The sequence below is a fragment of the Streptomyces sp. NPDC047974 genome (assembly GCF_040653375.1).
Taxonomy (GTDB): domain Bacteria; phylum Actinomycetota; class Actinomycetes; order Streptomycetales; family Streptomycetaceae; genus Streptomyces.
The window spans coordinates 45,533-63,010 of the sequence record NZ_JBEZNU010000030.1 but is presented as its reverse complement, the minus strand read 5'-3'; the positions used below and the strand labels follow the sequence as shown (position 1 = coordinate 63,010).

At 76.1% G+C, this 17,478-nt stretch carries 14 protein-coding genes; 7 read left to right on the top strand and 7 right to left on the bottom strand.

Translation table 11 applies throughout. From position 1 onward, the window contains the following. Window positions 1–49: 49 nt before the first annotated feature. From AB0E19_RS31610 to AB0E19_RS31600, 3 genes are read left to right on the top strand one after another with little or no spacing between them, the layout of a single operon-like run. Window positions 50–814 carry a 5-oxoprolinase subunit PxpA gene (locus AB0E19_RS31610; RefSeq protein WP_362186053.1) on the top strand — a complete coding sequence of 255 codons (765 nt, stop codon included), beginning with the start codon at window positions 50–52 and terminating at the stop codon, window positions 812–814. After that, window positions 811–1,443 (top strand): allophanate hydrolase subunit 1, encoded by a 633-nt coding sequence (locus AB0E19_RS31605; protein ID WP_362186050.1) that lies wholly within the window; start codon window positions 811–813, stop codon window positions 1,441–1,443. Before AB0E19_RS31610 ends, AB0E19_RS31605 begins: the two co-directional genes overlap by 4 nt. Continuing rightward, window positions 1,440–2,303, top strand: a complete 864-nt coding sequence (locus tag AB0E19_RS31600) for a biotin-dependent carboxyltransferase family protein (RefSeq protein ID WP_362186047.1) — start codon at window positions 1,440–1,442, stop codon at window positions 2,301–2,303. Before AB0E19_RS31605 ends, AB0E19_RS31600 begins: the two co-directional genes overlap by 4 nt. On the opposite strand, the gene AB0E19_RS31595 is transcribed toward AB0E19_RS31600, so the two are convergent. The 6 genes from AB0E19_RS31595 to AB0E19_RS31570 form a co-directional block, all read right to left on the bottom strand. Then, complete coding sequence (locus AB0E19_RS31595) at window positions 2,290–5,901, bottom strand: hydantoinase B/oxoprolinase family protein (RefSeq protein WP_362186044.1); 3,612 nt, start codon at window positions 5,899–5,901, stop codon at window positions 2,290–2,292. The genes AB0E19_RS31600 and AB0E19_RS31595 overlap by 14 nt on opposite strands. Next, window positions 5,898–6,836 carry an SGNH/GDSL hydrolase family protein gene (locus AB0E19_RS31590; RefSeq protein WP_362186041.1) on the bottom strand — a complete coding sequence of 313 codons (939 nt, stop codon included), beginning with the start codon at window positions 6,834–6,836 and terminating at the stop codon, window positions 5,898–5,900. Before AB0E19_RS31590 ends, AB0E19_RS31595 begins: the two co-directional genes overlap by 4 nt. Further along, on the bottom strand, window positions 6,833–8,155 hold the full coding sequence (locus tag AB0E19_RS31585; protein WP_362186135.1) for a glycosyltransferase: 1,323 nt from the start codon (window positions 8,153–8,155) through the stop codon (window positions 6,833–6,835). The genes AB0E19_RS31590 and AB0E19_RS31585 overlap by 4 nt, the downstream gene beginning before the upstream one ends. Before the next feature lie 71 nt (window positions 8,156–8,226). Beyond that, window positions 8,227–9,348: a glycosyltransferase family 1 protein gene (locus tag AB0E19_RS31580; protein WP_362186038.1), complete on the bottom strand. Its 1,122-nt coding sequence runs from the start codon at window positions 9,346–9,348 to the stop codon at window positions 8,227–8,229. 511 nt (window positions 9,349–9,859) lie between these two features. Beyond that, window positions 9,860–11,356, bottom strand: a complete 1,497-nt coding sequence (locus tag AB0E19_RS31575) for a HEAT repeat domain-containing protein (RefSeq protein ID WP_362186035.1) — start codon at window positions 11,354–11,356, stop codon at window positions 9,860–9,862. Window positions 11,357–11,628: 272 nt separating this feature from the next. Next, on the bottom strand, window positions 11,629–12,021 hold the full coding sequence (locus AB0E19_RS31570; protein ID WP_362186032.1) for an ankyrin repeat domain-containing protein: 393 nt from the start codon (window positions 12,019–12,021) through the stop codon (window positions 11,629–11,631). A gap of 358 nt (window positions 12,022–12,379) precedes the next feature. Between AB0E19_RS31570 and AB0E19_RS31565 the strand changes: the two genes are divergently transcribed. Both AB0E19_RS31565 and AB0E19_RS31560 read left to right on the top strand, forming a co-directional pair. After that, the gene (locus AB0E19_RS31565; protein ID WP_030493667.1) at window positions 12,380–12,574 is read left to right on the top strand and encodes a hypothetical protein; all 195 of its coding nucleotides are present in this window, start codon (window positions 12,380–12,382) and stop codon (window positions 12,572–12,574) included. A gap of 37 nt (window positions 12,575–12,611) precedes the next feature. Beyond that, window positions 12,612–14,213, top strand: coding sequence for a hypothetical protein (locus AB0E19_RS31560; RefSeq protein WP_362186028.1), 1,602 nt, complete (start codon window positions 12,612–12,614; stop codon window positions 14,211–14,213). 180 nt (window positions 14,214–14,393) lie between these two features. Here the strand turns inward: AB0E19_RS31560 and AB0E19_RS31555 are convergent, their stop codons facing one another. Next, a complete protein-coding gene (locus AB0E19_RS31555) occupies window positions 14,394–15,893 on the bottom strand; it encodes a PLP-dependent aminotransferase family protein (protein ID WP_362186025.1) in 1,500 nt (499 codons plus the stop codon). 134 nt (window positions 15,894–16,027) lie between these two features. Between AB0E19_RS31555 and AB0E19_RS31550 the strand changes: the two genes are divergently transcribed. Both AB0E19_RS31550 and AB0E19_RS31545 read left to right on the top strand, forming a co-directional pair. After that, window positions 16,028–16,714, top strand: coding sequence for a hypothetical protein (locus AB0E19_RS31550; RefSeq protein ID WP_362186022.1), 687 nt, complete (start codon window positions 16,028–16,030; stop codon window positions 16,712–16,714). Further along, a complete protein-coding gene (locus tag AB0E19_RS31545; RefSeq protein WP_362186019.1) occupies window positions 16,711–17,475 on the top strand; it encodes a glycerophosphodiester phosphodiesterase in 765 nt (254 codons plus the stop codon). The genes AB0E19_RS31550 and AB0E19_RS31545 overlap by 4 nt, the downstream gene beginning before the upstream one ends. Window positions 17,476–17,478 lie beyond the last annotated feature (3 nt).

Sequence of the window (17,478 nt, the reverse complement as noted above, 5' to 3'; positions counted from 1 at the left end):
CACCACGGCACCACGGCACCACAGCACCGGTGAAAGGAACAGCACCATCATGAACGGGGTCTCGATCGACCTGAACGCCGATCTCGGGGAGGGCTTCGGCCGCTGGACGCTGACCGACGACGAGCGGCTGCTCTCCGTCGTCACCAGCGCCAACGTGGCCTGCGGCTTCCACGCGGGGGACGCGGTCACCATGCGGCGGGTGTGCGAGCTCGCCGCCGAGCGGGGGGTGAGGATCGGGGCCCAGGTGTCCTACCGGGACCTCGCCGGTTTCGGGCGGCGGGCGATGGAGGTGCCGTCCGCGGAGCTGGCCGCCGAGGTGGCGTACCAGATCGGCGCCCTGGAGGTCTTCGCCCGCGCGGCCGGCTCCCGGGTGGCGTACGTGAAGCCGCACGGGGCGCTCTACAACCGGGTGGTGCGGGACGCGGAGCAGGCGGCCGCGGTCGTCGACGGGGTGCTGCTCGCGGGCGGCGCGCTGCCGGTGCTCGGGCTGCCCGGTTCGCGGCTGCACGAGGCGGCCGGGCGGGCGGGGCTTCCGGTGGTCGCCGAGGCCTTCGGCGACCGTGCCTACCGGGCCGACGGTTCCCTGCTGCCACGGGGGCAGGAGGGGGCCGTGGTGCACGATCCGGACGCGGTGGTCGAGCGGTCGGTCGCGCTGGTCCGCGCGGGCACGGTCACCGCGCACTGCGGGACGGCCGTGACCGTGCGGGCACGCTCGCTCTGCCTGCACGGGGACACCCCGGGCGCGGTGGAGCTGGCCCGTCGCGTCCGGGCGGGCCTGGAGTCGGCGGGGGTCACCGTGGGGGCCTTCGCGTGAGGGTCCTGCGGGTGGGCGAGCACGCCCTCCTGGTCGAACTGGCCGACGCCACCGCCGCCGAGGCCCTCCACGCGGAGCTGCTGCGGCGCCGGGCGGCCGGCACGCTGCCCGGCGTGCGGGAGATCGTGCCGGCGGCGCGGACGGTGCTGCTCGACGGGGTCGCCGAGCCCGCGCGGCTCGCGGCCGAACTGCCCGGCTGGGAGCCGCGGCCGGGGCACGCGCGCGTGGGCGAGGTCGTGGAGGTGCCGGTCCGGTACGACGGGCCGGACCTGGCCGGGGTGGCCGCCCGGTGGGGGGTGTCGCCGGAGGAGGCGGTACGGATCCACTCCTCGGCCGAGTTCCGTGTCGCCTTCTGCGGTTTCGCTCCGGGCTTCGGCTATCTGACGGGGCTCGGGGCGCGGTACGAGGTGCCGCGCCGGGCGACGCCCCGCACGGCGGTGCCGGCCGGGTCCGTGGCGCTGGCGGGGCCGTACACGGGCGTGTACCCGCGTGCCTCGCCGGGCGGCTGGCAGCTGATCGGGTCGACGGACGCGGTCCTGTGGGACACCGGGCGGGAGCCGGCGGCGCTGCTCTCGCCGGGCACGCGCGTACGGTTCGTGCCCGCGCCGCGGACGGGGGCCGGCCGATGAACGACCGTGCCGTCGCCGTCGTCAGGGCCGGCGCCCTCACCACCGTGCAGGACCTGGGGCGGCCGGGCTTCGCGCACCTGGGCGTGCCCCGTTCGGGGGCCCTGGACCCGGCCGCCGCCGGGCTGGTGAACCGGCTGGTCGGCAACGCCGAGGACGCCGCCGTCCTGGAGACCACCGTCGACGGCTGCGCGCTGCGGCCCCGATGCGCGGTGACCGTGGCGGTGGGCGGGGCGCCCTGCCCGGTCCGGGCGGACGGCCGGCCGCTGCCCTGGGGCACGGCGGTACGGGTCCCGGCCGGGGCGCTCCTGGAAGTCGGGTCCGCCGTGCGCGGGCTGCGCTCGTACGTGGCGTTCGGCGGCGGGATCGCCGTCGAACCGGTGCTCGGCAGCCGCTCCACCGACCTGCTGTCCGGGCTCGGCCCGGCGCCGCTGGTCGAGGGGGCGGTGCTGCCGCTGGGGGCGGCCACGGCCGTACGGGGGTCGGTCGACGCTCCCCCCTGGCCGGGCCCGCCGGACGAACTCGTCCTGCGGGTCCGGCTCGGGCCGCGCGACGACTGGTTCACCGCCGGAGCGCTCCGGGCCCTCACCACGCGCGCGTACCTGGTGTCCTCGGCGAGCAACCGGATCGGGCTGCGGCTCGACGGGCCCGCCCTGGTGCGGGCCCGTCCCGGGGAGCTCCCCAGCGAGGGCATGGTCCTGGGGGCGGTGCAGGTGCCGCCGGACGGGCGGCCCGTGGTCTTCCTGGCGGACCATCCGACGACCGGCGGCTATCCGGTGGTGGCGGTGGTGCGGGAGGCGGACCTGGGGGCGGCCGCGCAGGCCGTGCCGGGGACCCGGGTCCGGTTCGTCACGCTCCGGTAGGGCCGTCCGGCGGCGGGGTGCCGTAGCCCCCGCCGCCGGGCGTGCGGACGACCAGCACGTCGCCGGGGGCGACCTCGGTGGTCGCGGCGCCGTCGAGGTGCTCCACGGTGCCGTCGGCACGCTCGACGAGGTTCTCGCCGAGCGCGCCGGGTTCCCCGCCGGCCATGCCGTACGGGGGCACCCGCCGGTGTCCGGTGAGGAGGGCGACCGTCATCGGCTCCAGGAAGCGCAGCCGCCGCTCCACTCCGTCGCCGCCGTGCCACCGGCCCCGGCCGCCGCTGCCCTCGCGCACGGCGAAGGCGTCGAGGCGGACGGGGTGGCGCCACTCCAGGATCTCCGGGTCGGTGAGGCGGGAGTTGGTCATGTGGGTCTGGACGGCGTCGGCACCGTCGAAGCCGTCGCCCGCGCCGGAGCCGCTGGCGAGGGTCTCGTAGTACTGGACGCGGTCGTCGCCGAAGGTGAGGTTGTTCATGGTGCCGGAGCCCTCGGCCTGGACGCCGAGGGCCGCGTAGAGGGCACCGGTGACGGCCTGGGAGGTCTCGACGTTCCCGGCGACGGTGGCGGCGGGCGGTTCGGGGGCGAGCATGGAGCCGGGCGGGACGCGGATCTCCAGGGGTTCCAGGCAGCCGCTGTTGAGGGGGATGGACTCGTCGACGAGGGTGCGGAAGACGTAGAGGACGGCGGCCATGACGACGGCGGTGGGGGCGTTGGCGTTGCCGGGGAGCTGCGGCGAGGTGCCGGTGAAGTCGAGGACGGCGGAGCGCCGTTCGCGGTCGACGCGGACGGCGACCCGGATGACGGCGCCCGAGTCGGTCTCGTACCGGTGGGTGCCGTCCTCCAGGCGGGCGACGATGCGGCGGACGGACTCCTCGGCGTTGGCCCGGACGTGCCCCATGTAGGCCTGGACGGCGTCGAGGCCGAACTCGGCGACGGTCTTGCGGAGTTCCTCGATGCCCTTCTCGTTGGCGGCGATCTGGGCGCGCAGGTCGGCGAGGTTGGTGTCGGGGTCGCGGGAGGGGTACGGGGCGCCGGTGAGCAGGGCGCGGGTCTCGGTCTCGCGGAGCCCGCCGTCGCGGACGAGGAGCCAGTCGTCGAAGCGGACGCCCTCCTCGTCGATGGTGCGGCTGAAGGCGGGCATGGAGCCGGGGGTGATGCCGCCGATCTCGGCGTGGTGGCCGCGGGAGGCGACGAGGAAGAGGAGTTCCTCTCCCCGGTCGTCGAAGACGGGGGTGACGACGGTGACGTCGGGCAGGTGGGTGCCGCCGTGGTACGGGTCGTTGACGGCGTAGACGTCGCCGGGGCGCAGGTCGCCGGCGCGGCGGCGCAGGACCTCCTTGACGGTCTCGCCCATGGAGCCGAGGTGGACGGGGATGTGGGGGGCGTTGGCGACGAGGTTGCCCTCGGCGTCGAAGAGGGCGCAGGAGAAGTCGAGCCGTTCCTTGATGTTGACGGAGTGGGCGGTGTTCTCCAGGCGGACGCCCATCTGCTCGGCGATGGCCATGAAGAGGTTGTGGAAGACCTCCAGGAGGACCGGGTCGACGTCGGTGCCTGCGGCGGTGCGGGCGGGGCGGGGGACGGCGCGGGTGAGCAGCAGGTGGCCGGTGTCGGAGGCGGTGGCGCGCCAGCCGGGGTCGACGACGGTGGTGGCGTCGTCCTCGGCGAGGATCGCGGGTCCGTCGACGGTGTCGCCGGGGCGCAGGTCCTCGCGGCGGTGGAGCGGGGTGTCGGAGGCGGTGGCGCCGTCGTGGGTGCGGACGGTGGCGCGGGGGACGAGGGGGCCGGTGCGGGCTCCGGCGGGGACGTGGACGGGGCCGTGGGGTCCGGCGGTGCCGACGGCCTCGACGGTGACGGCCTCCGCGACGAGCGGCTTGTCCATGGTGAAGGCGTAGCGGGCGCGGTGGTCGGCGGTGAAGGCGGCGGCCATCTCCTCGACGGGGCCGAGGTCGACGGGGAGGCCGGCGTCGGTGCCGGCGTAGCGGAGGAGTACGCGCGCGTGGGTGGTGATCGCGGTGTCGGGGAGGCCGTCGGCGCGGAGTTCGGCACGGGTGCGGTCGGCGAGTTCGGCGGCGACGCCGGTGACGCGCGCGGGCGTGCCGGGGTCGTCGAGGGGGGCCTCGACGGAGCGTTCGCGCAGGGCGGTGGCGTCGGCGAGGCCGATGCCGTACGCGGAGAGGACTCCGGCGAGCGGGGGGACGAGGACGGTGTCGACGCCGAGGGCGTCCGCGACGGCGCAGGCGTGCTGGCCGCCGGCGCCGCCGAAGCAGGTGAGGGCGTAGCGGGTGATGTCGTGGCCGCGCTGGACGGAGATCTTCTTGACGGCGTTGGCCATGTCGAGGACGGCGATCCGCAGGAATCCGGCCGCGACCTCCTCGGGGGTGCGGCCGCCGCCGACCTCCTCGGCGAGGGCGGTGAACCGTGCGCGGACGACGTCGGCGTCGAGGGGGCGGTCGCCGTCCGGGCCGAAGACGGCCGGGAAGTGGCCGGGCTGGATCCGGCCGAGCATCACCTGGGCGTCGGTGACGGTGAGGGGGCCGCCGCGCCGGTAGCAGGCGGGGCCGGGGACGGCGCCGGCCGAGTCGGGTCCGACGCGGTAGCGGCGCCCGTCGTAGTGGAGGACGGAGCCGCCGCCGGCGGCGACGGTGTGGATGCTCATCATGGGTGCCCGCATCCTCACCCCGGCTACCTGTGAACCGAGTTCACGCTCGAAGGTCCCGGCGTAGTGCGACACGTCCGTGGACGTGCCGCCCATGTCGAAGCCGATGACGCGTTCGTGTCCGGCCTGGGCGGAGGTGCGGGCCATGCCGACGACGCCGCCGGCGGGGCCGGAGAGGACGGCGTCCTTGCCCCGGAAGTGGGCGGCCTCCCGCAGTCCGCCGTTGGACTGCATGAACATCAGGCGGATCCCGGCGAGTTCGGCGGCGACCTCGTCGACGTAGCGGCGCAGCACCGGGGAGAGATAGGCGTCGACGACGGTGGTGTCGCCGCGCGGGACGAGCTTGATGAGCGGGCTGACCTCGTGCGAGCAGCTGACCTGGGTGAAACCGGCCGCCCTGGCGGCGGCCGCGACGCGCTGTTCGTGCTCCGGGTGGCGGTAGCCGTGCATCAGGACGACGGCGACGGAGCGGATCCCGTCCCGGTGGGCGGCGGCGAGCGCGGCGGCCACCGCGTCCTCGTCGAGGGGGCGGACGACCGCGCCGTGGGCGTCGACCCGCTCGGGGACCTCGGCCACGCGCGCGTAGACCGCCTCGGGCAGCACGATGTGCCGGTCGAAGAGCCGGGGCCGGTTCTGGTAGGCGATCCGCAGGGCGTCGCGGAAGCCTTCCGTGATGAGCAGCAGGGTCGGCTCCCCGCGCCGCTCCAGGAGGGCGTTGGTGGCGACCGTGGTGCCCATCTTGACGACGGCGACCCGGTCGGCGGGGACGGGTTCGCCGGGGGCGAGGCCCATGAGGAGCCGGATCCCGGCCACGGCGGCGTCCTGCCGGCGGGCCGGGTCGTGGGAGAGGACCTTGCGGGTGACGAGGCGCCCGTCGGGCCGCCGCCCCACGACGTCGGTGAAGGTGCCGCCCCGGTCGATCCAGAACTCCCAGCGCCCGCTCATTCCCCCATTGTGACCGCGAGGGCCTCGGCGAGGGCGGTCGCGGCGCGCGCGTCGAGCACCCCGCCGCCGTCGCCGTCCGTCCGGTGGAGCATTTCCTCCCCGGCGAGCAGCAGCAGCTGCGGCAGCAGGTCGCGACTGCGGCGCAGCACCCAGCCGGTCCCGGCCGTGGCGAGCCACAGGGCGGTCTCGGCGCGGGTGGGCGGCGGCTCGGACGCTTCCGGGGAGGGCGCGGGCCCCCGGGCGAGCCCGCGCTCCGCCAGGGCCCGGTGGAAGGCCCCTGCGACCGCGCGGTGCCCGCGCTCGCCCGGATGCAGCCGGTCGGCGCTCCACAACCGCCGGTCCTCGGTCCAGGTGGGGTCGGCGAGGTGGACGTGGACGGCGCCGCGCCGGGCCGACAGCGCGTGCACCACCGCGTTCACGGACGTACGGCGGCGGGCGAGCGGCCGCGCCAGCGGCCCGGGGAGCCCGAGCATCCGCCCCGGGTCGGGCAGACAGGCCGTCAGGAGTACGGCTCCGGCCGCGTCGAGGGCCGCCAGGACCCGGTCCAGGCGGCGGGCGAACAGCCCGATGTCGAAGGTGTGCCGCAGAGTGTCGTTGACGCCCACGACGACGGAGGCGAGGTGCGGCCGGAGGGCGACGGCGCGCGGGGCCTGCTTCTCGGCGACGTCCGCGCTGAGCGCGCCGCTGACGGCGAGGTTCACGTACTCGACCCGCTGCCCGGGCCCGGCGAGCCCGCCGGCGAGCAGCTCCGCCCATCCGCGCCACGCCCCGTCGACCCGGTCCCCGACTCCCTCGCTGAACGAGTCCCCGAGCACGACGAACCGCAGCGGCGCGTCCCTCGCGAGAGCGGGAGACGCGCCTGTCGGGCCCGGCTCAGGGCCCGACTCCGGGGCGCGCCCCTGGGCCGGGACGCGGTCCTCCCGGACCGGGGTCATCCGCCGACCTCCTGGGGCCGGGACCGCGTCGGGCCGGTGGATATCGGATCCGAGACATTGGAGATTGGATCCGCAAGCGCGGACATCGGATCCGGGACAGTGGCCACTGGATCCGGGAGGGTGGATATCGGATCCGGGAGGGTGGATGTCGGATCCGGGACATTGGACCTTGGATCCGAGACGGCGGCCGCCACGTCGTCCCGCGCGGTGGCCGCTTCGTGCGCGCGGAGGAAGGCGGCCACGGAACGGTCCCAGGAGAACTGCTCCGCACGCGCGCGTGCGGCGGACCTGCGGACGGGCTCCGGCAGGGCCAGCAGGCCCCGGACGGCGTCGGCGAAGGCGGCCGGGGTGTCGGCGGCCGCGGCCCCGGCCGTGCCGACGACCTCCGGGAGCGCGGAGGAGGCGCTGACGACGGCGGGGGTGCCGCAGGCGAGCGCTTCCAGGGCGGAGAGCCCGAAGGTCTCGGCGGGGCCGGGCGCCAGGCAGAGGTCGGCGGCCGCCTGGAGGTCGGCGAGCTCCTCCCGGTCGGTGACGTGACCGAGGAACCGCACCGGCAGGCCCCGCTCCCGGGCGCGCCGCTCCAGGCCCGCGCGCAGCGGCCCGTCGCCCGCGACGACCAGCCGGGCCGGCACCCCCGCGTCGAGCAGACCGGCGAGCGCCTCGACCGCCGTGCCGGGCCGCTTCTCCACGGAGAGGCGGGAGCAGAGCAGCAGCAGGACCCCGGCGCCCTCCGCGTACCGGGCCCGTACGGCGGGGTCGCGCCGCCCGGGCCGGCAGTGCTCCAGGTCGACGCCGAGCGGAGCGCGTACGACGTTGCGGGCGCCGAGGCGGACGAACTCGTCCTCCGCCCAGGCGGTGGTGCACACGATCCGGCCGTAGGCCCAGGCGGTGCGGCGGTTGAGCCGGTCCGCCGCCCGGGCCGCGAGCGGCCCGGGGACGCCCCAGGTGCGCAGGACCCCGTCGGCGGTCTCGTGGGAGACCATCACGGAGGGGACGCGGGCGCGCCGGGCCCACTCCCCGGTCCAGCGCAGGGTGGTGCGGTCGGAGACCTCGATGCGGTCCGGGGCGAGCCGTTCGAGGAGCTCGGCGAGCCGGCGCCGGTCGGCGAGGACGCGGTAGCCGCCGGTGCCGGGGAGTTCGGGCCCCGGCAGGGTGATCACCCGGCCCTGCTCGGCCGGTTCGTCGGCGGCGGTGGCCCCGGGGACGATCAGGACGGGCTCGTGCCCGGCCGCGCGGTAGCCCCGGCCGAGCCGGTCGAGCGCGGTCCGGAGGCCGCCCGAGGTGGGGGTGACGAAGTTCGCGAGCCGTACGATCCGCAGACCGTCCCGGCCGTACGAGGCGGGGCACGCGCGCGCCCGCGCGGGACCGGCCGCCGCGGCGGTGCGCCCGTTCACGCCGCCACCGCCGTCCGCTCCCGCAGGACCTCCAGGTAGTGGCCGATGAGTTCGTCGCCGAGCGCCTCCCAGGTGCGTCCCTCGACCTCGGCGCGCCCGGCCCGGCCGTAGGCCTCGCGCAGAGCGGGCGCGGCGGCGAGGGCGGTGACGGCCTCGCGGAGCGCGAGGGGGTCCTCGGGGGGCACCAGGAGGCCGGTGCGGCGGTGGGCGACGAGGTCGAGGGGGCCGCCGGCGGCCGGGGCGATCACCGGCAGTCCGCTGGCCATCGCCTCCTGGACGGTCTGGCAGAAGGTCTCGTACGGGCCGGTGTGGGCGAAGACGTCGAGCGAGGCGAAGATCCGGGCGAGGTCGTCGCCGGTGCGGCGGCCGAGGAAGTGGGCGTGCGGGAGGCGTTCGCGCAGGCCGGCCGTGCTGGGTCCGTCGCCGACGACGACGAGCCGGACGCCGGGGAGCCCGTCCGTGGCGGCGAGGAGGTCCACCCGCTTCTCGGGGGCGAGCCGGCCGACGTAGCCGACGAGGAGTTCGCCGTCGGGGGCGAGGGCCCGGCGCAGTCCGGGGTCGCGGCGGTCGGGGCGGAAACGGTCGGTGTCGACGCCCCGGCCCCAGATGCGTATCCGCTCGATGCCGTGGGCCTCCAGGTCGCGGCGGGCGGCCCGGGAGGGGGCGAGGGTGCGGTCGGCGGCGCCGTGGACGGCGCGGAGCCGGCGCCAGGCGGTGCCCTCGCCGGTGCCGACGTAGGTGCGGGCGTATCCGGCGAGGTCGGTCTGGTAGACGGCGACGGCGGGCACCCGGAGACGGGTGGCGGCGGCCATGGCGCGGACGCCGAGGACGAAGGGGCCGGCGAGGTGGACGAGGTCGGCGCGGTGGGCCGCGAGGGCGGCGGCGACACGGCGGCTGGGGAGGGCGACGCGGACCTGGGCGTAGCCGGGGAGGGGCAGGGAGGGGACGCGGACCACCGGGCACGGTGCGTCGGCGTCGGCATGGGGGTCGGGGACGGCCGGGGCGATCACGAGGGGCTGATGGCCCCGGCGGACCAGGTGGCGCGCGGTCTGCAGGGCGCAGTGCGCCACACCGTTGATGTCAGGGGGGAAGGATTCGGTGACGATGACGACACGCATACGGGTGTTCTCGTCGCGCCCGACGTGTCCCCGCCGACGTGGATCTGGACACCGGGGGAACGTCCCGTGAGCTTTTCCCGCCCGGCCCGCGCGGCGCCACTCCGATACCCGGAGCCGGGGCCGCTCTGGACGGCTGCGGGCCTTCCCCGGAGCCGGAGCCGCCCGGGAGCGGCGGCGAGCTCCTCACACCGGGGGCGGACGCCACCCCGGACCGACGGCAAGCCCACCGCACCCGGAGCCGGAGCCGGAGCCGCCCAGGACCGGCGGCCGAACCTCCGTACACGGGGCAGACGCCCCGCTCAGGAGCGGCGACAAGCCGTCCACCCCCAGGGCAGACACCGCCCGGGACCGGCGACGAACCCCTCCACGCCCGAGGCAGGAACAGCCCGGAACAGGGCCGGTCCCCTCGGTGCCGGAACAGGGCCGGGCCTCCCGGTCCCGGGGCGGGGCCACGCTCGGCGGGGTTCGCCGGGGGCCGCGCCGCCCCGGGCCGGGGCGGTGGTGGGTCGGCTCAGACCTGGAGGTCGGGGCCGATGCGGTTGCGGACCGCCGTCTGGACCTCGACCTCTTCGGCCGGGTCGGCGGCGAGGCGGCGCAATCGCTCGGCCACGCGCGCGTCGGCGGTCTCGGCGTGCTGGGCCGCGATCTCGCGGGTGGTCTCCTCGCAGTCCCAGAGGCACTCGACGGCGAAGCCGCTGGCGAAGGAGGGGTCGGTGGCCGCGAGGGCGCGGGCCGTGCGGCCGCGCAGCTGGGAGGAGGCCGTCTCCCGGTAGACGTGGCGCAGCACGGGTGCCGCGCAGGCGATGCCGAGCCGGCCGGCGCCGTCGACGAGGACGCCGAGGGCGGCCGCGTCGGGCCCGCCGGTGCGGATGGCGGTGCGCAGGGCGCCGAGGACGAGCCCGGCGTCCCGGTCCTCGCCGCGCGCGGCGAGGGTCTCGCCGGCGGCGGCGCCGAGGGGGTCGGTGCGGTGGATCCAGGCGCGGGCGCGGGCGACCGCGTCCTCGCCGCACATGCGGAGGTAGGCGGTGACGGCGGCCCGGGCGGCGGCGAGCGCCTCGCGGTCGACGGCTCCGGGCACGTCGGCGTACGGCCCGGTCTGTCCGGGGGCGGTGCCGGCGGCCGTATCGAGGGGGTGTACGGCGTCGGCGGCGGCCTCGACGAGGTCGAGGACGGCGGGGTCCCGGGTGGCGGCCAGGTGGTGCAGGGCGGCGGCGCGGGCGCCGGGGGCGCCGGAGCGGGCGGCGGCCAGCAGCTCGGGCCGGTCCTCGGCCCCGGCCACGGCGGCCAGGCAGCGGGCGGCGGGTCCGGCGAGGTCGGCGCCGCGCTCGTACCCCTCCTGGGCCCAGTCGAGGACGGCGCGGACGCTCCAGCCGGGGCGGGGCCCGGCGGGGCGCAGCTGCCGCTGCCAGCGGTCGAAGGAGCCGTGTTCCTGGGCGGCGCGGACGCGGGCGCCGACGGCGTCGCGCTGGTCCTCGGCCCACAGCCGCCAGGGGCGGGGCTCGAAGGCGTCGCGGACGGTGCCGGCGAGCGCGGTGTCGCCGGCCTCGTCCTGGGGGAAGCGGGCGAGGACGGGTTCGGCGAGCGAGCGCAGTCCGGCGTCGTCGTCGCGCAGGGCGAGCTCGTCGAGGGCCCAGGCCCAGTTGGAGCCGGTGGCCGCGTAGCGCCGGAGGAGCAGCAGGGCGTCGTGGCGGCCGTAGGAGGCCAGGTGGCCGAGGACGGCGAGGGCGAGGCCGGTGCGCTGCTCCTCGGCGTCGAGGTGGTCCTCGGGCGCGAAGAGGTGCGCCTCGATGGCCTCCAGGCCTCCGTGGAGGTCGAGGTAGAGCCGGGCGTAGTAGAGGGAGCGGTTCTCGACCCGCCAGTCGTGGCGCGGGTCGGCGAGCACGCAGTGGTCGAGGGCCGCGAGGGCCTCGGGGCGGGGTGCGGCGAGGGCGTGCAGGGTGCCGTCGCCGCGGCCCCTCTGCAGCAGGCCGAGCAGGGTGCCGCTCGGCGCTATGGCTGGTTCGAACATGGGAAGACGCCTCACATCAAGCTGTCGTCACGACGGGTGGACCGGGTGGTCGGGGTCGGGCGCTGGGCCCGTCCGCGCGGAGCCCGGCCTAGTAGGCCGTGGGACAACAGGTCGGGCCGTCCGTCGTACGTCGCTTGTGCGCGCTGCTCATCTTCCTCTGCCTCTCGTCCGTGGCCCGGTCGGACGGCCGGGCTTGTCGTCATGATGACCGACCGTCCGCACGGTCGCGACCACATTTACGGACCCGTTCCCACCTGGGGTTCAGGCCGCGTTCACCTGGTGGTGAAGAGCTCCAGGAGTTCGGTCTTGCCGAACATGCGGGCGGTGTCCAGGGCGGACGGAGTGCCGGACTCCGGATTCGCGCCGCCGGCGAGGAGGGCGTGGATGACGGCGTCGGCGCTCTTGAAGACGGCTCCGGCGAGCGGGGTCTGGCCGCGGTCGTTGGCGCGGTCGGCGTCGGCTCCGCGCTCCAGGAGGGCGGTGACCGCGTCGGCGTGGCCGTGGTAGGCGGCGAGCATGAGGAGGGTGTCGCCCCGGTCGTTGGTGAGGTCCGCGGGGACGCCCGCGTCGAGGTAGGCGGCGAGGGCCGCCGCGTCACCGGTGCGCGCCAGGTCGAAGACCTTCGACGCCAGCTCGACGACCTCGGGGTCCGGGGTCTCGCTCATGTTCACAACCGCCTTCCGTGCTCCGACCGCGTACCGGGCGCGTGCCGCCCGGTATCGCCTGCCCTTGACCTGCGCACGGCAAGCGCGGCCGTACGAGTGAATCGACAGGGTACTGCCCGCGCGGTGACATGACCGCGTCCGGCCGAGGCAAGGATCACGGCGTCCACCCCCGTGACCTCCGCCTCTCGTGGCTCCCTTACCCCACTTCGGCGGTTTCGCCACCCGGGACGGCGATCACCGTCCGCCGGTCAAGTGAAAACGCCCACTATTCACCCGAATGCACCTTTAGTCACATAGATACTTGCCGTGAACCTGGAAGGACTCATCGTGACTGTCCCCTCAACCAGGAGAACACCCAATGATCCTGTCCATCTCAGGCGTGGTCCTGCTCGGCATCATCTGCTTCCTGTTCTTCAAGAAGGACGGCCTCAAGGCCTCGCACGCCCTCGTCTGCGCGCTCTTCGGCTTCTATCTGGCGGGCACCGCCATCGCACCGAGCATCACCGCGGGCGGCCAGAGCCTGGCCGGCCTGCTGGGCGGAATCAAGTTCTGACGCCACTCACCCCCTTCCACCACTCCAGGAGTACGACGTGTCCCGGCGACCACTCCCCCGCATTCTGAGCAACGGCGGCGCGCAGCTCGCGCGCGGCCGAGAGATCGCGCGGTCGGCCGCCGACAGCGCCACCGACGTGCTCCACCCGCTGATCACGGTCTCCCGTGGTCTGCGGAAGCTGGCCGCGACCGCGCGCGCCAAGTGGGCCGCGACCCCCAAGGAACGGCGCGGTCCCACGCTGTTCCTGGTCGCGGCCTGCGTCCTGGTCGTCGCCCTCGTGCCGTACGGGCCGCTCCTCGCGCTCGTCACGCTCATGGGCGCCGCCGCGTGGAAGGGGCGTGAGAAACCGGTCGTGAAGACCGGCCCCGACGAGGCGGAGGTGGCCCGGCTGAAGGGGCTCTACGAGGCCCTGGTGCCGTACTTCTCCGTCCCCGAGGACCCCGACCCGCTCTTCGCCCACGGCGGCGACTGGGCCCGGGCCTTCGGCGACCACGCCTTCGACGACAGCGGCCGCCTGACGCGGCTGCGGATCTCCTACCCGCCGTACTTCACCGACGGCGAGGCAGCCTCGCGCGCCCGCATCGAGCAGCTCCTGCACGCCAAGTCGGGGCGCGGCCGCGAGTACCTCTTCGACTGGGACGAGGAGGGCAACCGGCTCGTCATGCACGTGCTGCCCGCCCTCCCGACCACCATCGCCGCCCAGCGGTTCGTCACCGCCCCCGGCGAGACCGTCCTCGGCTTCACCGACGCCGACGCCGTGCAGCGGACCGTGCCGGTCCTCTCGGCGGACGGCTCCGAGGACGCGCCGGCCGTCGTCTGGCGCACCGGCCCCCGCTCCACCGAGCCGCACCTGCTCGCCGTCGGCCAGCCCGGCAGCGGCACCACCTCCCTGCTGCGCTCCCTGGCGCTCCAGGCGCTCGCCCACGGCGACGTGCTGATCGTGGACGGAGCCGGCGCCGGCGAGTACGCCTGCCTGGTCGGCCGCGACGGCGTCCTCGGCGTGGAGAGCGAGCTGTCCGGCGCCCTGGAGAGCCTGGAATGGGCCTCCCACGAGACCGAGCGGCGGCTGATCACCGCGAACCGCGCCCGGCAGGCCGGGCACCCCGCCCCCGCGGACACCCGCCGCCCGCTGTGGATCCTCCTCGACCGCCCCGGCGTCCTCGGCCACCTGGCCGCCGCCGAGGGCCGGCCCGACCCCCAGGAGCTGCTCCAGGTCCCGCTGCGGCACGGACGGACGGCCCAGGTGACGGTGGTCGTGGCGGAGCAGTTCGACACCGCCGACGCGCTCCACGACGGGGTACGCGCGCACACCCGCGCCCGCGTCGTCCTCGGCCCCGCCTCCCCCGAGCAGATCGCCGCGGTGCTCGGCGCCGCGCCCCACACCACGCCGACCCCCCAGGTCCCGCCGGGCCGCGGCTACGCCCGCCTCGGCACCGGCCCGGTCCTCCGCCTCCAGGTGCCGGCCACGCCCGACCCGTACGACGACGCCGTCGGCGACACCGACCGGCAGGCCGTCCTCGACCTGCTGCCGGAGCGGCGGGCGGCGGCCACGGTGGCCCTGGAGAAGGTCCCGGAGGCGGCGGCCGAGCCGACCCCCGGCCCCTCCCCCCTCCACACCCCGGTCCCCGCGGAGGGCTGACCCCCACCGGATCCAGAAGATTGGATCCAGAAGATTGGATCCCGGAGATTGGATCCGGGAGATTGGATCCCGGAGATCGGATCCAGTAGGTCGGATCCAGAAGACGATGAAGGCCGGTACGGACCCCCAGGTCCGTACCGGCCTTCCCCGTCTCCACGCGCGCGTGGCCCCGCCCATGGCTCAGGCCACGAAGGTCCTGAGCGGCTCCACTCCCGCGCCCAGCCCCGACTCGACCAGCCGGGCCGCCGCGGCCAGCCGGACGGCGGCCTCCTCGGCGACCGGGCCGCCGACGGTGAACGGCAGCCGGACGTACCCCTCGAAGGCGCCGTCGACGCCGAAGCGGGGGCCGGAGGGGACGCGGACGCCGACCCGCTCGCCCGCCTCCGCCACCCGGGAACCGGAGAGCCCGCCGGTGCGCACCCAGAGCGTCAGACCGCCCTTCGGCACCTCGAACTCCCACTCCGGCAGCTCCCTGCGGACCGCCGCGACGAGGGCGTCCCGGTTCTCGCGCGCCTGCGCCCTGCGCAGGTCGACGGCCTCCTCCCAGCCGCCGGTGCGCATCAGCCAGTTGACGCCGAGCTGCTCCAGGACCGGGGTGCCCAGGTCGGCGTAGGCGCGGGCGGCGACGAGGGAGCGGATGACGTCGGGCGCGGCCCGGACCCAGCCGATCCGCATCCCGGCCCAGAACGCCTTGCTCGCCGATCCCACGGTGAGGACGGTGGAGCCGGCCGGGTCGAAGGCGCAGACCGGCCTGGGCATCTCCACGTCCTCGTCGAGGTGCAGCTCGGTCATGGTCTCGTCGACGACCAGGACGGTGCCGGCGGCCCTGGCGGCCTCCACGAGCCCGCGGCGCTGGTCCTCGTCGGCGAGGGCGCCGGTCGGGTTGTGGAAGTCGGCGACCACGTACGCGAGGCGGGGCGCGGCCTCGCGCATGACCTGGCGCCAGCGGCCCAGGTCCCAGCTGCCGAGCCCCTCGCCCATGGCGACGGGGACCAGCCGGGCGCCGGCCTCCCGCATGAGCTGGAGGATGTTCGCGTACGAGGGGGACTCGACGGCGATCCGCTCGCCGCGCCCGGCGAAGAGGTGGCAGATCGCGTCGATGGCGCCCATCGCGCCGGTGGTGACCATGATCTGCTCGGGCATCGTCGGGATGCCCCGGGCGGTGTAGCGCTCGGCGAGCGTGGCGCGCAGCGCGGGCAGCCCGGCGGGGTAGTCGCCGTGGGTGTGCGCGTAGGGCGGCAGCTCCTCCAGGGCGCCCTGGACGCTGCGGGTCAGCCAGGGCTCGGGGGCGGGCAGCGCGGCGCAGCCGAGGTCGATGAGGGAGCCGAGGGTCTCCGGCGGCAGCGGTTCGAGGCCGCGCGCGGGCAGCGGGTTGCCGGCCGGGACGGCCGTCCAGCTGCCGGCGCCGCGCCGGGACTCCAGGAAGCCCTCGGTCCGCAGCGCCTCGTAGGCGGCGGCGACGGTGGTGCGGCTGACGGTGAGGGCGAGCGCGAGCTCCCGCTCGGCGGGCAGCCGGGCGGCGACCGGCACCCGGCCCTCCAGGACGAGCAGGCGGATGCCGTCGGCGAGGGCGCGGTAGGCGGGCGGCTTCCGGGCGCCGGGGCCCGCGGGACGGGGCTGCTGCGCCTGGAGCTGCCGGGCGAGCTGGGCGGCCCCGACGGCTGAAGTCCACTGAGCCATGGAAATCAGTCCACCTTCCTCGAATTGGCCATGGTTGGCATCCGTTCTCCCGCCACAGAGTGTCATGGGTCGGTCCACTCACACCACAGCGGGCCGCGATCCACTGCCGAACACCACCCCAGGGGGGCACGTCCATGTCCATCGCCACCGGCTCCCGAGGCCGGCATCTGACCCGCCGGCTGGTCCAGCTGTACGCCGGCCTCACGCTGTACGGGGCCAGCTCGGCCCTCCTGGTCAGGGCGGGGCTCGGCATGGAGCCGTGGAACGTGCTCCACCAGGGCCTGGCGGGGCTGACCGGACTGACGATCGGGGTGGTGTCGATCATCGTGGGCGCCGTCGTGCTGCTGCTGTGGATCCCGATCCGGCAGCGTCCGGGTCTGGGCACGGTGTCGAACGTCTTCGTGATCGGCCTGGCGATGGACGGCACCCTGGCGCTGCTCCCGGACGGCCACGGCCTCGCGGCCCGGATCTCCCTCATGGTCCTGGGCATCGTGCTGAACGGCCTGGCGACGGGGCTGTACATCGCGGCCCGCTTCGGGCCGGGCCCGCGCGACGGCCTGATGACGGGGCTGCACCGGATGACCGGTCGGTCGATCCGGCTGACCAGGACCCTGATCGAGGTGGCGGTGGTGACCACCGGCTTCCTGCTCGGCGGCTCGGTCGGCGTCGGCACGCTCCTGTACGCGCTGTCGATCGGCCCGCTCGCCCAGTTCTTCCTCCGCTTCTTCGCGGTCCCGGAGCCGGAGGCCACCCCCGGGCCGGGCCCCGTCGACGCCGCGGTCGCCCCGCGGTCACCGGAAGGCGCCATACTGCGGCGGTGACTCGCGTACGACACCCCTATCTCGACCACCCGCACCCGCTGCCCTTCGCCCACCGGGGCGGCACGGCGGACGGCCTGGAGAACACCGCGGCCGCCTTCCGCCGGGCCGCCGCGGCGGGCTACCGCTATTTCGAGACCGATGTGCACACCACCGCCGACGGCGTCCTCGTCGCCTTCCACGACCCGACCCTGGACCGGGTGACGGACACCGCCGGCCGGATCCGGGACCTGCCGTGGGCGGCGGTGCGGGAGGCCCGGGTGGCCGGCAAGGAGCCGCTGCCCCTCTTCGAGGACCTCCTCCAGGAGTTCCCCGAGGCCCGCTGGAACGTGGACCTGAAGACCGAGTCGGCGCTGGCCCCCCTGGTGGACCTGATCGCCCGCAGCGACGCCTGGGACCGGGTCCTGGTGAGCTCCTTCACCGAGGCCCGGATCGCCCGCGCCCAGCGCCTCGCGGGCCCGCGCCTGGCCACCTCGTACGGCGTGACCGGCGTCGCGGCGCTGCGGCTGCGCTCGCTCGGCCTGCCGGCCCCGCTGCGGGCCGGCGCGGTGGCGGCGCAGGTCCCGGAGACGCAGGGCGGGGTGCGCGTGGTGGACCGCCGTTTCGTCCGGGCGGCGCACGCGCGCGGACTCCAGGTGCACGTGTGGACCGTGAACGATCCGGAGCGCATGGAGTCTCTCCTCGACCTGGGGGTCGATGGCATCATGACCGATCATCTGGAGACGCTGCGCGCGGTCCTCACCGCCCGCGGGGCATGGACCTGAGGG